Source organism: Paenibacillus sp. Z3-2 (assembly GCF_054161325.1).
In genome coordinates, this window is the sequence record NZ_CP096397.1 from 842,324 (window position 1) to 858,394 (window position 16,071).

Here is a 16,071-nt window from a genome sequence, read left to right on the forward strand (position 1 = left end):
GACCATAAAAGCGGAGTGTGGAGACAACATGAAACCAGTTGAACAAGAACCAACGGGAACCACAAGTCCCGGTCGTGCCAGTGTTGGCATGGAAGATATCGTGCGCGCACATCATGTGCTGCGTGAGGTCATTGTTAGAACGCCGTTGCAGCGGGATGCTGTATTGTCGGCCAAATATAACTGTAATGTGTATCTGAAAAGGGAAGACCTTCAAGTGGTGCGCTCGTTCAAAATTCGGGGCGCCTATAATATGATTCGCAGTCTGACACCAGCCGAGATGGAGAAAGGTATTGTCTGTGCGAGTGCAGGCAACCATGCTCAAGGTGTTGCTTTTAGCTGTAATGCGCTCGGAATTAACGGCAAAATCTTCATGCCGAGTACAACGCCGAATCAAAAGGTGAAGCAGGTACGTCGCTTTGGCGGAAACAACGTTGAAGTGGTGCTGATCGGGGATACCTATGACGATGCATACGCAGAAGCGATGCGTGTATGTGACGAACAGGGTATGACGTTCATCCATCCTTTTGATCAACCAAAAATTATTGCAGGTAATGGTACGGTAGCGATGGAAATCATGGAAAGTCTCGAAGAGAATGCCGACTATGTGTTCGTGACGATTGGGGGCGGAGGGCTGGCAGCCGGCGTGGGAACCTACATGAAGACCGTGAGTCCGGAGACGCGCATCATTGGTGTGGAGCCACTTGGGGCAGCTTCCATGAGTGAGGCGATGTTCCGCAAACAGGTGGTTACGTTGGATGATATTGATAAATTCGTGGATGGTGCCGCGGTGAAACGGGTTGGTGATCTGACCTTTGAGATCTGCAGCAGTGCACTGGATGATATTGTGAAAGTACCAGAAGGCAAAGCCTGCACGACCATTCTGGAGCTATATAATGAAAATGCAATTGTAGTCGAGCCTGCCGGTTCCTTGGCTGTTGCGGCGCTTGAGCAATATCGTGAGCAAATTGTGGGCAAAACGGTGGTCTGCGTTATTAGCGGCGGAAACAACGATATTGACCGGATGCAGGAGATCAAGGAACGTTCCCTCATCTATGAAGGTCTGAAGTATTATTTCATGGTTAATTTCCCGCAGCGTGCAGGAGCTTTACGTGAATTCCTGGAGGAAGTTCTAGGAAAGAATGATGATATTACCCGCTTTGAATATACGAAAAAGCATGATAAGGAAAATGGCCCTGCCTTGGTGGGCATCGAGCTGATGTACAAGGAAGATTACCACCCGCTCATTGAACGCATGAACCGCAAAGGTATCGCCTATACCGAGCTGAACAAAAATCTTAATCTGTTCAACATGTTAATCTGATGAATGATTCCAAAATGCAATCAGATCACCACGAAACATCTCCTCGGATCAGACCTGCGTGCATAGAAGATGCAGATCAGGTCATTCCATTGTTGTATCAGGCGATAGGGGACATTGCATACGCGCTTGCGGGTGAGGCGGATCATGAGAAGGCGATGCAAATTTTGCAGGAGTTCTATGTGCAGGAAGACAATCGGATTAGCTATCGTCATGTGACAGTGATGGAGCAGGATGGGCTGATTGCGGGGATTTTGGTAGCCTATGATGGCGGTGAAGCAGATCGTCTGGATCAGCCGATTCTGAATCGAACTGGACGAAGTCGGGAAGAGAAGTATGCCTTGGTCAAAGAAACCCGTCCGGGGGAGTATTATCTGGATACTCTCTCGGTAAGTGAAGCTTATCAGGGGCAGGGTATCGGCAGGGCACTGATGGCTGCTTTTGAGCAGCAGGGCAGAGACCTGGGTCACTCGCAGGTATCCCTGATTGTAGAACGGGACAACGGCCGTGCGCTAATGCTGTACGAACGGCAGGGATATGTCAAAGACGATGTGATTGTCATCGCGGGACATGAGTATAATCATATGGTCAAACCGATTCAATCGTGCGGAGCGCTGAAGTGTTAAGCAGTTTTGACGATAGAAGCAAGAAGAAACCGCCACAAGGAGCGAATCCTGTGGCGGTTTTTGTCGTGGTTATCTGTTTGGAACTTAGCTGTATTTTGGCCCTGATTTAACCCTGGGAACGGATTAACTCAATAATTCGCATAGTTGCTAACCGGTACATTCTGATCTAGCCATTTCTCGACAGCAGCCGTTTTCTCGAATTGGGCTTCGGTTACGATGTCCATGAACTTTTCGAGCTTGGTCAGCAAGGCACTTTCTTCGGATGAGTTACGTTGTAAGACAGCTTTGTAACCTTTCTGGGCATTAGCAGTCATTTTGTTCGTTTCATAGTCAAATAGAGGTGTGTTGTTCAGGCCATAAAACGTATACAAGGTATAGTTATTCATCAGGTTTTTCACCTGTTGTACCCGATTGGACTTGGGATATTCATTCAGGAATCGTTCCTGATTCAAAGCGCGATTGAGTATTTCCTGATAGCCAATAACCAGTGCACCATCGTCGGCGGCAAGGTTACTGGTTTCGACCGCCATGATATTAATGTATTGTTTGATGTCCGGCTTTACGTACGAGATATATTTCTGAAAAGACATATAGTTCATGATTGGATAAAGGGAACCTTCCAGCATGACCAGGCGATAGCCGCTATCCCGTGCCTGCTGAAGTAGTGCACGCAGACTGGTGTCTTTGGTGCGAGACATGAGTTGGGTGAAGCTGTCATTCCACTTGTAGGCCTTGATCATCTTGTCCTGAACATTAGGTACAAGTAAGCGGTCCGTCATGGCTGTCAGCGCCATATTGCGAGCATTCTCCAGTTGTAAGACCATCAGGGTTGCATGATGAGTGGTGACTTGATTGATATGAGATTCGAGATAGGTATCTGCGGCAGGCAAGCCGTTCTTTTTGTAGAGCATGGACTGAAATGTTTTATATATGTTTGTTGAACTGGCAGTTGTGACTTTGGTATCTGTACTGGAAGAAGCGGCAGCAGCGACTCCGGATAATGGAGCGACAGCCGTATGGAGCAGCAAGACGATAGCGGTAGCTGTAATGAAGGTGCGCATGCCTTTACATTTGGCAGATTGGAACGATGATGTCATAGATATGAACCTCCCGTAGTTGAGAAAATGATAGGCGTTGTTCACTAGTTACTTTACATTAACCCAATTGGGACAGGATGTGGTTGCGGAATGGTGACAAATTCTTCTGTTATTTTTAACTTTTGGAGGGTGGAAGATAGAGGAATGTTTCTGCGAAAATATTTTTTGTACAACTGGAAACTTTTGAGCTGATCGGAACGTCTTAGTTGTGCATAGGAAAATACAGGAATTAATGAAATGAACAGCGAATCTATTTCGATGTTAACTAATTGCGAGAATGGGGATATGGGATATGAGGAAAGCGGGAGGAAAACAAGTGAAGAAGGTAATGTCAGCTCTGGCTGTATCGGCCATGCTGATGTCCGCACTTCCAACGTCGGTTATGGATGCAGCCGCGAGAATCAGTATATATATTAATGATGCAGAGTTATCATCTGCTCAGGCACCTGTCATGAAAGGTGGACGTGTACTGGTTCCACTTCGGTCGATTTTTGAAGGATTGGACGCGAAGGTATCGTACACCAACAGAACCAAAACGATTGTTGCAACTCGCGATGATCAGGAAGTTACTTTGAAACTTGGTTCCAAAACGGCATACATCAACGGGGAAGCGATCTCGCTGGATGTACCTGCGAACACGATTAAGGGCAACACGATGGTTCCAATTCGTTTTGTCAGTGAAGCTTTTGGAGAGAAAGTGTTCTGGAACTCGCGCAATCAGCGTGTAGATATCAAGACAACGGCAACGCCTCCAGTGGATGAGACACAATATGCTGCATGGAACATCTACGGTTCGGTATCCGGAAGTAATGGAGATGGTCGTGACCTGACCGTGAGCTTCACACGTCCAACTTCAGAGAAGGCTGTATCTGCTTACCGGATTATGCTGGTGAAAACTCGCGATGTGAATAGCTTTACGGAGTCGGCAGCGTCTGCCGTACCTTCTGCGAACTATACATCGGTTACACCGAATGGCAGCAACCCGAAACTGACGCTCAATGCACAGACACGTGACGTGAACGGGGATTTGCTCAATAGCAATGAAACGTATCGCTTGTATGTACTGACTGTTGGAAACAGCAGCAATAACTATAAAAATGCATTGAACTGGTCTTCCCAAGCATTGAAGCTCAATAATGTGAAATCCACAGTACAGGCGGTTACAAGCCTGCGTGCTGCAGATGTTAGCGACTATGGCGATGGACGCGATCTGGAGATTAATTTCACCCAGCCGAGCACGACATCGAACATTACGTATTATCGTGCATTTGTTGTTAAAGCGAAGGACTCTTCCGCGTTCAATCTGGCTGCAGCGAACAAAGTGTCCAGTGCGAACTCCACGATCATATACAAAGGCAACACTTCTGCAGTCAAAAGCAAGCTGACTTCTTCGACACGGGATACGTCCGGCGAATTGATTAAAAGCGGTACAGCGTATGTCGTTTACATCCTGTCGGTAAGCACAAATACTACAACAGACAGCAAGCTGTCCGCAGCATCATCTTCACTTACGCTGTCGGTGAACACAGCAACGTCTCCAGTGATTACTCAAGTGAGAGATAACTCGGATTATGGAGATGGCCGTGATATTCAGGTGAGCTTCAACCGTTCATCGGATGAGTCCAAGGTGGCGAACTACCGGGTCTTCGTGGTGCGCAACTCGGTTGCCAGCAGCTTTAACTTGACGACGGCAAGTAACCTGTCCTCCAGTCTGTACTATACGGTGAACAAAACAGGCAACAACATTACAACAACATTGCCTTCATCCATGAAAGACACGAGTGGTTATAACGTAACGAATCTGCAAGATTATCGCATCTTCGTGATGGCGGTGGGCAACCAGCAGAATGGATATACCAATGCGCTGTCAGCTTCCTCCACAGTGCTGAGACTGACAACGAACGGTAATGCGGGAGTCATTAGCAACCTGGCTGTTGCAGATATCAGCGACTACGGTGATGGGCGCGATCTGCGGGTTTCTTTCAACAAAGTAGCCGACGAATCCAGAATCTCTGGATATCGAGTATACGTTGTACGCTCCGGTAATGTGGGCAACTTTACGCTGAGCGCAGCAAATGCATCGAACAACTACACGCAAGTGAACAAAACGGGCGGTAACCTGTCCGTTACGCTTCCTAGTAATGCGTATGATACAAGCGGGAATCGGATCACCAATGGTGTTTCTTATCGTGTATTCGTTATGTCAGTAAGCAATAGCGGGAACTCAAGTCAAAATGCGTTGTCTTCATATTCTTCTCAGATCACACTGACTGCGAACACGGCTGTTACCGCTCCGACCACTGTGACTGCAACGGACATCGCGGATAACGGAGATGGACGTGATCTGCGAGTGACATTTAATCGATCGTCGAATGAGACGAACGTGTATCATTACCGTGTATTTGTAGTTAAAACATCCAACTTGGGTGGATTTAATTTGGCGGAAGCTAATCGGAACTCCAATTTTAAAGTGGTAAATAAAGCTGGAGGAAGCGGAAATTACACCCTGACTTTAGATGGTACAAAGACAACAGATGGTACAAATATTCGCAATGATGAGAACTATCGCATATTTGTACTTGCGGTAAGTAATACCGGTAATTCATCCAATGTGCTGTCAACGGCCTATGCAGATGTTAAATTGTCTGTAACTAGTGCAGTTGGGGCAGTTAAAATCACTAACGTTGAAGTTAAGAAAGAAGAGCAAGCTGCAGGTAATGCTACCGATGTAAAAGTGACATATACAAAACCAATTCCTGAGCAAGCCATTGGACGCTATGTGTTAATGGTAGTACCTGCATCTACAACTTTCGATCTAAATGCGGCTAAAAAAACTGCGAAATCCAGCAATTCACTAGATGTTTCTACAAGTATAGTAACAGAGCTTCCCATTTCTTTATCCGATAGCAATGGTGACGAGATCAAAGCTGGAGCATACAAGTTTGTTATTTTATCCGAATCATCTGATGGTAAACGGGATTCAAGTATAACTACGTCGCCTGTTTTCACAATTAATGCCAAGAAACAGGCATCAACGCCTGTTGAGAGTGTAAAAGATGTGACAGCATCTGCAAGTGCATCTGCAATCAATGTTAGTTTCACTAAACCTAAAGACGAAACTGGAATTGCACGCTATGATATATATATTGTTAAGAAATCGAGCAGTACAATCGATAACGGTCTGGGCAGCCCAATAGGGAATGTAATTAGTGGTCCTAACAATCCTTCAACAGCATCCATTGACATTACCAGTACTTCAACGGATTCAGATGGAGTTGTTCTCGGTTCAGGAGATTATAAAATCAGGGTAGTATCCGTAGTTAATGATCCTGTAAAATATACAAACAACAGGTCAGAAATATTTAATTTCCCTATCACGCTAGCTTCTTCTGGAACTGGCCAAGGAAGCGACAATACACAAACATCCAATACGGATAGCGGAGTAAGTGCTTCCAATGGTACTGGTACACAAGCATCTGCTGGAGATACCCCATAAAAACAAAGTTTAACGTTTGGATGCATAAATTTTTTGGAAACTGACCAGAGGTAGTGAAGGGCACGGAATCGATTCTGAAGAAGCGGCAGCGGTCGCCTTTGTCTCCGAATTTCTACCTTCTAGAGGGTAATCAAGAAATTTTGGAGACAACAGCGATCGAAGGAACGATCCGTGACCGGAACGGCCATTACAAGAAGAACAATATATCATTCAGTGAAAGTAACAATGCTGACTCCCTTTCTAAAAGAGAAGGGGAGTTTTTTTATTTCCATTTTGAAAATCTTGTCGCCAAAAAGGTTCCTTAGACCATTGTTACATCGGGAAAAAATAATGGATAATAAAGGGAAAATGGCTATATAGATCGAACTAAACATTTACACGAAACGGAGTGGATAGTGTAAATATCTTTAGTTCACTTTATGTAGAAGCCTATGAGGCGAAAGGAATGATGGAATGCTTGCATTTCGTTTGACGGGCCTGCCGGATTCCCGGTTGCCGCTATACCTGTATTGTGTGGGCACGCAGGAAGAGAAAGTACGGCACAGACCGGATGGGTTTCCGGTGTATCAGCTGTTTTTGTCACGCGGCATCGAAGGGCAGTTCAGGCTACCTGGAAAAGGAGCATGGACTATGGGAGCCGGACAGTTGTTCGTTATGGAACCTGGGGTTGCGCATGAGTATGTGCCACATGCCAAAACAAGTGGTGAACTGGGTTATATCGGTATTGGCGGTGCATCGGCGGGATCGGTACTTCAATCCGCTGGTTTGCTTCAGATCGAGCCTTGTCACATCTCCGATTTTGAAATCATCTGGTCACGCATGACAGATCTATGGCACGCACTGAATCAAGGAGCAACGGAGATGTGGAACACATCAGCCCTCATCTACCAGCTTATTTTGGATATAGCACAATCCAAGATCACCTCTGACGTTGGTATCGTAGGTGTTGGATCATCTATGGCCGAGGACGTGGCTGTAACACGTTCTAATCAGGAGTCCGATCCGGGCAAGGAGGCGCTCATCCGAGCAGTAGCATTGATGCATACGCACTACCAGGACGACCTGTTATTGAAACATGTTGCTGACGCAGTGGGTTATTCGGTGCAGCATCTCAACCGATTATTTCACCAGCATTATGGTGTGACAGGACATCAGTATATGCAGCGATTGCGTTTGCAGAAGGCTTCGGACTGGCTGAACAAGCATCCACGAGCAAGTGTACGGGAGGCGGCAGAGACCGTAGGCATGGAAGTGAACTATTTCATTCGGATGTACAAGCGAGAGTTTGGAGAGACGCCAGGCCAAGGAATCAAGCATCGCAATCAGCTCCAAATGGAAAAAGACCTCACGAATTCGTGAAGCCCCTTAATCGATCATATACCATGTTATGCTTTTTTCTTCTCTCCAAAGAACGGACGTAACGTTGCAAGTCCCACAACTCCGATTAGAGTGCTCACCCATGGAGCCAGCGCAAATACCGGAAGTTTATCACGCAGTGGATACCCTACAAACAGCACAAGTACCACGATGACGATATAGATGATGATTCCCTTAAGGTTAACCTTAGGTACGGTGTTCTTGTCCGCTCCTTCATCATCCGGTCGCTCTGCAAGCCGACGAAGCATCACAACCAGAGCAATCCCGCCTATAGCGGCAACGATCAGTGAGAATAGGCTAATATGTTGGAAAGGTTCGGTATCTCCGCCAGTCCAGCCTACGAACAGTCCAACGCCGCCTTGGATTAGCATGACAAAAGACAACGCTGCCCACGCGATCATGGCATACCATTTCGGTGTCCGTTTCACTGGTGCTGGATTCTCAGTTGGTTGCGGTTCTGCAACGTTGGCTTTCTTATTCGCTGAAGCTGATGGGCTTGTACTACGGGATGGACCCGGTTTACCCATCTCAACGACAGCCGTCTCCTCGGGTGCTGTACCTGTTAACCCGAGCTGTGTATGGATATCTTGCTCCAGATCAGCTCCATATAGCTCACGAGCGGGCTTGTTATCCTTCTGAGCCTGTACGATCGCTCTTCCTGCAGAGAGAATCCACTCTTCCTGTACTCTCTCGTCTGCTGGCGCATGGCGCGCAATCGTGCTGATCTGGTCATACAGTTTCACATTTTCAGGTGTCATCCGACTCATCTCGGTAATTTGCCGATTCTGTATTTCTTTAAGTTTCTTATAGGAAATCCCCAATGACTGCTCCCCCTGTCTACACACGTTCTGATCTTCCAAAAGTCCGAAGACCCTGACGGTATTTTAGTATACGGGAAGGGCTCTCGTTTCGCAAAGTCATTCCTTATAAAAAAGCTGTTCATGGTGAGCCCATATCCACACACAGGCCAGGATGACACAGGTGCACAACAGCACCAGTTTTCCGTGATGTTGAATCCACTCCAGTAGATGTTCCATGAATTCATTCCTTTCGGCGGAAGGATTCCGAGGCATATGCTGCCTGCATTGTTTATGGTTTTTCCCCGGTTCATGTAAAAAAATACCCTCACGCCTTCCAGTTCTAACGATTGTGTGAAGTATGCATAAAGAGCAGCCGATTCCATCACAATAGTAGCATTTCCAACAGAAATCCGAGATTGGAGTGTGCTTGTTATGGATAAACAAACAGATTTGACGCGTAAGCTGCTGCTAAACAGCAACTCCCGTGGAGTGCTGGACGAGGTTGTGCCTCTGGAGGAGAACTTGGAGGATACCGAATACTCAGAAGAACTGACCGACGGTAATCTGCAAGGAAGAAGCTTTTGGGATAACAGTGAATCCGGTCATGAGCATGAATGGAATGGACGGGTGGAAACTCACGAGATGTTCCGTAGAAGCTACGAATAGAGACCCTTTACCAAGTAGGTTAAAGTCCAAACATATGGGCCAGCTGTAATCAGCTCGGCTCATTTTTTTGCGCTCATAAACCGATAAAATGTAGACTAGCAATAGATTTATAAAGGATTCCTACTTACGTTGACTTGCAGGTTACGGAATGATAATATATGAATACAATCTTAATACACACTAAACTTATCGGATTATATATAATTAACAATTTGAACATAGACAAGTAACGAATGGAAAGGGGAAATCGGCATGGAACGTCAGATCAGTATCCGTCATGGACAGGAAGAATTAACAGCCACGATTCATTATCCGGTCGTGAAAGACATCAAGGAGGAGAAGAGCCAGCAACGAGTACCTCTGGCGGTCATTTGCCATGGCTTTGTTGGTAGCCGCATCGGCGTGGATCGTCTGTTTGTGAAGACTGCCCGTGAATTGGCTGAAGACGGTTATCTGGTTCTGCGTTTCGACTATATCGGTTGCGGAGAGAGCAGTGGTGAGTATGGAGCGGAGGGACTGGAGTCCATGGTGCTACAGACCCGTTCGGTGCTAGATTACGCAGTCAATTGCAGTGATGTGGATCCGACTCGTGTCACACTAATTGGTCATAGTCTGGGTGGTGCTGTTGCATTACTAACTGCTGTGCGTGACAAACGTGTCAAGAACCTGGTTATGTGGTCCTCCGTAGGTTATCCATTCAATGATATCGTGAAGATTACGGGGCGGGAAGTATACGATCAAGGTGTGAAATTGGGTGCGGCTGATTATCTCGGATACAAATTCACACCGACCTTCTTCGAGTCTCTCGCTGAACAACAGCCATTCCAGGAAGCAGTCAAGTTTAGCGGCGATGTACTCGTCGTGCACGGTACGTCAGATGAGATTATCCCTGTAGACTACGCATTCCTGTATCAAAAGGTATTCTGGATGCGCCAGGAGGGCCGCTGCGACAAGGAGATCATCTTCCAGGGCGATCACACCTTCTCTTCAGGGAAAGAGCGGGAACAGCTGATTACGCGTACCAGAGAGTGGCTGGGCGAGCGCCAGAAGATCGAGCAGGATTGGCAGCACTGGATGATATAAGTGGAGGATTGCAACTGTTTGGGGATGTCAGCTTGGAAAAGCGCCTTCTTAAGGGTAAAATAGAAGAGTAAGCATTCTATCCGTGTCTGGAGGTTGGCAGCAATGACATTACCCGCACTTTTCATTGCGCATGGTTCTCCCGCTCTGGCGGTGGAGAGCAATGACTACACTCATTTTCTGAACCAGCTTGGAGGCAGGCTGCCGGCTCCAAAAGCCATTGTCGTATTTACGGCGCATTGGGATTGTCCCGAACCGTCTGTGACGATGGATGATACACATCAGACCCTGCATGATTTTTACGGATTTCCCTCTACGATGTATACCATGGAGTACGGAGCATCTGGTCAGCCGGATCTGGCGAACGAGATATGTGCGTTGTTCACTCGCAGCAATCTGGCGCATCAGCCAATTCGAGGCCGGGGCTTGGACCACGGCGTATGGGTACCCCTGCTGCATATGTACCCCAAGGCTAATATCCCTGTGATCGCCGTATCGGTCGATTCGTTGCGTACGCCGCAGGAACAGTATGATATTGGCCGTATGCTGGAACAGCTACGTCATGATAATGTCCTGATTATCGGTAGTGGTGGAACGGTTCACAATTTACGATTGCTTGGCAATAATGATGAACCGCAAGAGTGGGCAGTGGAATTTGATAACTGGATCGGGGAGCGCTTGGAGCAGTGGAACACGAGAGAGCTGTTTCAATATGAGAAAAAAGCCCCTCATGCACGTACGGCAGTTCCATCGTATGGTACTGAACATCTTGCGCCTTTGTTCTACGCGATGGGCACAGCGGATATGTCCCGATCAGCGAAGCGTCTATTCCAGTCTTACCCTTATGGAACGCTCAGTTTGAACTGCTGGCAGTTTGGAGACGGCGTGTAACTTGGAACAGACAACAGCCTGATTATGGCTAACAAGATAGATGTGTGTAAGGATAACGTGTTTTAAAGTATACGATTATAATAAATAAACAAAAAAAGGTTTCTGTACCCACTTGATGGGTTACAGGAACCTTTTTTCGATACGAAGCCTTATTTATGCAATGGGTCCTTATTTGCGGATTTCGAACAATTCACAGTCGGTACGCGAGTGATAAGCGAGTTCACTGACACTGGATTGTATAACTACGGTGTTGCTGTCAAAACGGATAATGATGCCACCGGAATCAATCTGGTGATTATCTTTGAAAACGCGAACCTTATACTTCATATTCATGGCTTCCTGAAAGTCCGCATCAGTCTCAAGACGTCGCTGTGTCGGCATATCGTGTACTCCTTTGATATTCAACTTTACGTTCATCATAATACGATTTTCTATGGATGGGCAAGTCAGGCAGGGCATTCAGGATGATCTTGGAAAGCAAAAAGCCCTGCTCTCCAGGGGGATTGGGAGCAGGGCCGAGAATGCTATGAATGATTGCTTAAGCTGTTTTTTGAGTTGGGCTAATGGTTGGTGTGTCTTTAGGATGATTGCCTTTGTTGCGAGTGATCAATCCGCGAAGGTAAGGCAGTACCCAGTGATCCAGACCGATTTTACCTGCATTTGCACCAGCAACAACCAGGAAGATTTGCATCAGAACCAGTTGAGCATTCGTGCTTACTGTACCCGAGAAGAGGAACGCGAAGTTCATGACGAGAGCCATCAGGGCAGCCAGTGTTGTAAAGCAGCCGAGTAAGAGTCCTACACCTACAAGGAATTCACCGAGCGGGATGATGAAGTCGAACAATCCTGCATTCGGTACAGCGAATTTCTCAAGAAATGTTCCCCACCATGCTTGAACTGTAGGGTTTTCACCGGTTGCTTTGCCGACTGCTCCGGCGAGGAACCCGCCAGCTTGGAATCCGCCAGTCAATTTGCTCCATCCGTGAGTCATCCAATCATACCCGATGTATACCCGAAGTACTGTCAAAATCCACATTGCCACTTTGTTTTCTCTAAGCCATTGGTTGAAGCTGAACATATGAACCACTCCTTCATGGAATCTAGTGTGTGTTGTTTTTGTTTTTCTAAGTGATCACCTTTGATGTCTTTATTGTATAGTTCAAAAGTCGTTTTGTTTGTGATTAAAATCACAATCTAGTTCAAATTTTAAGTAAGGTTTAAGAAGTTCACATTTAGGACATATTTTCCCCGCGATATGCTGTTTCAAATGTGAATTACATGATGTATCAAGGCCTTCTGGGCGCAGACAAATCAGATCGTGTGTGATTAAATGGAAAGAAATACGTGAAATGGTTGCCTACATGAGACATATATCACAACTTAGAACTAGGCCATATCGTTCAGGAGGTCCTATATTGAAGCTTTTTAAATGGAACAAAGCAACATCGGCTGCATCGCTGTTTATTCTCTCATTGAGTCTTGTTGCCTGCCAAAATCAAGAGGCGACCCAGATGCCACTTCAGCCAGAACCGACACCTGCACCTGTGCAAGAAGAACAGACTGTAGAGGAACCCAGTACGTCTCTTTTCACAGCACCTCTAACTGGTCTACCTGTAGATGAAGCCATTACGCGGCGTCCACTCGCCGTGATGATTAATAATGCCCCTGCAGCTCGTCCCCAATCGGGTCTGAGTTCAGCGGATATCATTCTGGAAGTCCTCGCAGAGGGAGGCATTACCCGTTTCATAGCAATCTTCCAGAGTGAAGGTGGTGCTGAGACGGTTGGACCTGTACGCAGCATACGTCCGTATCTGATTGAACTAGGCGAGAGTTACGATGGGGTACTTGTTCATGCCGGAGGCAGCCCGGAGGCGTATTCCATTTTGCAAAGGCAGCAGAAACAGCATATGGATGAGATCTCGAATGGTGGGCCATATTTCTGGCGTTCCTCTGATCGTAAAGCTCCACATAATCTGTATACTTCAGCGGACAAGCTAAGAGAGGGGGCAGATATCAAGGGATACAGCCATGACTTCAAGTCCCCGGTATACATCTATAACGAAGAAGGCGCGACGTCCGCAGGAGAGACGGTGAAGCAATTCGATATCCATTATTTATTGGATAGTTATCGAGTGACGTATGATTATGATGAAGTTAGCGGACGATATATGAGAATGGTAAATGGTAAAGCAGATCAGGATCTCGATAACGGGAATCCGCTTGGTGCAGCGAACATTATAGTGGCAGGTGCAGATCATAAGGTGCTCGACAGTGTAGGCAGGTTGTCCGTCAATCTGGAGCAGGGCGGTGAGGCCATGCTGTTTCAGAAGGGCAAAATGATCCGTGGACAGTGGGTGAAGAAGCAGGGTGACATTATCCGTTTTGTTCAGGGTGGCAGTGAAGTGGCTCTTGTGCCAGGCAAAACCTTTATCAGCATTGTTCCGAATCAACCTGAGTTTGCGAGTCATGTAAAATTGGCGGTTCAATAAGTTCAATAAAGTCGAATGCAATGAAAGAAAACGATGAAAGAAGGATCCATTTTGCCGTCAAAAAGGCGTTAAATTCTACCTTTGCGTGAAAAGAAGAATGGTGTCGGATCCAAATTTTGGTGTCGAATTGTAAACGCAGTGTAAAATATGGACTTGAATTTGCCATTATTCCAAATAATTAAGATTCATTTCAGATTAATGTGATAAGAATATAAAAAAGGATCGCACCTTTTGTACAAACCTTGAAACAAATATGATAAGATATCAAAGGTTGTCATTTCATGTTTCATCGGTTATCGGCAATTTCTCGTAAAGGGGATAGAGCTATGAAGCTTAAGAAGAAGAAGGATATATTTTTTGAGACACTGGAGAACATGGCAGATACGGTTGTTCAAGCGGCAGATTATTTCTCCCAGCATGTTTCCAACCTTCAGGATGTGACTCTTTTTGCCAATGAAATGAAGAAGTACGAGTCGAAATGTGATGATTACGTGCATACGATCATTACAGAACTCAACAAAACATTTATCACGCCGATCGAACGCGATGATATTATGGAGCTGACAACAACTCTTGATGACGTATTGGACGGGCTCGAAGCAACGGCTTCCCGTTTCTATATGTACCAACTGACGGATCCGGACGAATTCATCGTTCAGTTCTCTGAAATTTTGCGCCAATCGGCTTACGAAATTCAGAAGGCGATTCATTTGCTGTCACAGAAAAAATTGCTGGCCATCCGTGAGTACACCATTCGTTTGAATGATCTGGAAAACCAGGGCGACGAAGTGCTGCGCATGTGTATCAAACATCTCTTCGCTACCGTGTCTGATCCGATTGAACTGATCAAGCGTAAGGAAATTTACGAGCGTCTTGAGACGACAACGGATGCTTGTGAAGACGTAGCGAATGTGCTCGAATCCATCATTATGCGTAATTCTTAAGGAGCCAGAGAATAATGGAAACAACGATTTGGGTATTAGGTATAGTCGTCTTCCTTGCACTGGCGTTTGACTTCATCAATGGTTTTCACGATACAGCCAATGCCATTGCCACATCGGTATCCACACGGGCACTAACGCCACGTCGTGCGATCCTCCTGGCAGCGGTGATGAACTTTGTCGGTGCGATGATGTTTACAGGCGTTGCGAAGACGATTGGGGGGAGTGTGACCGACCCCACCACGCTGGATAACGGGATCGAGGTCGTCATCGTCACCTTGATCGCAGCGATTATCTGGAACCTGGTTACATGGTGGTTTGGTATTCCGTCTTCCTCGTCACATGCACTTATTGGAGCCCTGGCAGGAGCGGTATTCGTAGGTGCCGGATCGGATAAGCTGAAGTGGAGCGGATTTACGGATATTGTCGGAGGGTTGTTGTTATCGCCTCTGATTGCATTCGCAATCGGTTATGTGGTCATGATAATTCTCAAATATATTTTCGCCAAACGCAGTCCACATAACGTGAACAAAGGTTTCCGTACGGTACAGATTTTCACGGCAGCATTGCAGGCATTCACGCACGGCACCAATGATGCTCAGAAAGCAATGGGTATCATTACTTTTGCCCTCGTAGCAGCAGGTGTGCAGGATAATCTGGATGTTCCGCTGTGGGTTAAAATCTCTGCGGCAACGGCAATGGCTCTGGGTACATCGATCGGTGGTTGGAAAATCATCAAAACGATGGGTACCAAGATCTTTAAGATTGAACCAATCAACGGTTTTGCCGCCGATCTGTCAGCTGCATCCGTTATTTTCACAGCAACGTTGCTTCATCTTCCAGTGAGTACAACGCACGCGATCACATCGGCTATTCTGGGTGTAGGTTCCGCGAAACGTTTCTCTGCTGTGAAATGGGGACTTGCTGGACGTATCATTATTACATGGTTCATTACGATTCCGATTACTGCGGGACTGGCAGGATTGCTCTACTGGATTATTTTCTAAATACAGAAGTTATCCCGAACGAATTCGGGGTTACCAGACAATCTGTTCATAACTGTGTGAATATCGGGATATGTGGACAATTATACAACCAAAATCAAGAGACGCCTGTGCATGAACGTGTGGACAGGCTGGATATGTGGATAGCCATCCGTGGAATGATAAACCAAAAGAAGATATTCCTGTGGATACAGGGAACTGTGGATAGGGAAATGAGAGAAGCCAACAGGGTTGGCTTTTTTTGTTGTCGAGTTTGAAGGTACCTGTGTACAATAACGTAAAGATA

Annotated in this window: 14 protein-coding genes; 10 read left to right on the forward strand and 4 right to left on the reverse strand. The window is 46.4% G+C overall.

The window, feature by feature from the left end:
• The first annotated feature begins 28 nt into the window (after positions 1-28).
• Positions 29-1,321: a threonine ammonia-lyase IlvA gene (gene ilvA, locus M1D71_RS03640; RefSeq protein ID WP_458125285.1), complete on the forward strand. Its 1,293-nt coding sequence runs from the start codon at positions 29-31 to the stop codon at positions 1,319-1,321.
• Positions 1,321-1,944: a GNAT family N-acetyltransferase gene (locus M1D71_RS03645; protein WP_458125286.1), complete on the forward strand. Its 624-nt coding sequence runs from the start codon at positions 1,321-1,323 to the stop codon at positions 1,942-1,944. Before ilvA ends, M1D71_RS03645 begins: the two co-directional genes overlap by 1 nt.
• Positions 1,945-2,072: 128 nt before the next feature.
• Here the strand turns inward: M1D71_RS03645 and M1D71_RS03650 are convergent, their stop codons facing one another.
• A complete protein-coding gene (locus M1D71_RS03650) occupies positions 2,073-3,041 on the reverse strand; it encodes a hypothetical protein (protein ID WP_458125287.1) in 969 nt (322 codons plus the stop codon).
• 316 nt (positions 3,042-3,357) lie between these two features.
• Between M1D71_RS03650 and M1D71_RS03655 the strand changes: the two genes are divergently transcribed.
• Positions 3,358-6,537: a stalk domain-containing protein gene (locus tag M1D71_RS03655; protein WP_458125288.1), complete on the forward strand. Its 3,180-nt coding sequence runs from the start codon at positions 3,358-3,360 to the stop codon at positions 6,535-6,537.
• A 453-nt stretch (positions 6,538-6,990) separates the two neighbouring features.
• Positions 6,991-7,896, forward strand: a complete 906-nt coding sequence (locus tag M1D71_RS03660; protein WP_458125289.1) for an AraC family transcriptional regulator — start codon at positions 6,991-6,993, stop codon at positions 7,894-7,896.
• A gap of 26 nt (positions 7,897-7,922) precedes the next feature.
• On the opposite strand, the gene M1D71_RS03665 is transcribed toward M1D71_RS03660, so the two are convergent.
• Positions 7,923-8,735 carry a hypothetical protein gene (locus tag M1D71_RS03665; protein ID WP_458125290.1) on the reverse strand — a complete coding sequence of 271 codons (813 nt, stop codon included), beginning with the start codon at positions 8,733-8,735 and terminating at the stop codon, positions 7,923-7,925.
• Between the two features lie 411 nt (positions 8,736-9,146).
• Between M1D71_RS03665 and M1D71_RS03670 the strand changes: the two genes are divergently transcribed.
• The 3 genes from M1D71_RS03670 to M1D71_RS03680 all read left to right on the forward strand — a co-directional run bounded on the left by M1D71_RS03670 (position 9,147) and on the right by M1D71_RS03680 (position 11,351).
• The gene (locus tag M1D71_RS03670; protein WP_458125291.1) at positions 9,147-9,380 is read left to right on the forward strand and encodes a hypothetical protein; all 234 of its coding nucleotides are present in this window, start codon (positions 9,147-9,149) and stop codon (positions 9,378-9,380) included.
• Between the two features lie 252 nt (positions 9,381-9,632).
• Positions 9,633-10,463: an alpha/beta hydrolase gene (locus M1D71_RS03675; protein ID WP_458125292.1), complete on the forward strand. Its 831-nt coding sequence runs from the start codon at positions 9,633-9,635 to the stop codon at positions 10,461-10,463.
• 102 nt (positions 10,464-10,565) lie between these two features.
• Positions 10,566-11,351 carry a DODA-type extradiol aromatic ring-opening family dioxygenase gene (locus tag M1D71_RS03680; RefSeq protein WP_458125293.1) on the forward strand — a complete coding sequence of 262 codons (786 nt, stop codon included), beginning with the start codon at positions 10,566-10,568 and terminating at the stop codon, positions 11,349-11,351.
• A 168-nt stretch (positions 11,352-11,519) separates the two neighbouring features.
• On the opposite strand, the gene M1D71_RS03685 is transcribed toward M1D71_RS03680, so the two are convergent.
• Positions 11,520-11,732, reverse strand: a complete 213-nt coding sequence (locus tag M1D71_RS03685; RefSeq protein WP_458125294.1) for a hypothetical protein — start codon at positions 11,730-11,732, stop codon at positions 11,520-11,522.
• A gap of 157 nt (positions 11,733-11,889) precedes the next feature.
• Positions 11,890-12,429: a DoxX family protein gene (locus M1D71_RS03690; protein ID WP_062836230.1), complete on the reverse strand. Its 540-nt coding sequence runs from the start codon at positions 12,427-12,429 to the stop codon at positions 11,890-11,892.
• Between the two features lie 337 nt (positions 12,430-12,766).
• Here M1D71_RS03690 and M1D71_RS03695 point away from each other — a divergent pair, with 337 nt between their 5' ends.
• The 3 genes from M1D71_RS03695 (at position 12,767) to M1D71_RS03705 (ending at position 15,788) form a co-directional block, all read left to right on the forward strand.
• Positions 12,767-13,840, forward strand: coding sequence for a DUF3048 domain-containing protein (locus M1D71_RS03695; RefSeq protein WP_458125295.1), 1,074 nt, complete (start codon positions 12,767-12,769; stop codon positions 13,838-13,840).
• A gap of 326 nt (positions 13,841-14,166) precedes the next feature.
• Positions 14,167-14,784, forward strand: coding sequence for a DUF47 domain-containing protein (locus tag M1D71_RS03700; protein WP_076215091.1), 618 nt, complete (start codon positions 14,167-14,169; stop codon positions 14,782-14,784).
• 14 nt (positions 14,785-14,798) lie between these two features.
• Positions 14,799-15,788: an anion permease gene (locus tag M1D71_RS03705; protein ID WP_458125296.1), complete on the forward strand. Its 990-nt coding sequence runs from the start codon at positions 14,799-14,801 to the stop codon at positions 15,786-15,788.
• Positions 15,789-16,071: the final 283 nt, after the last annotated feature.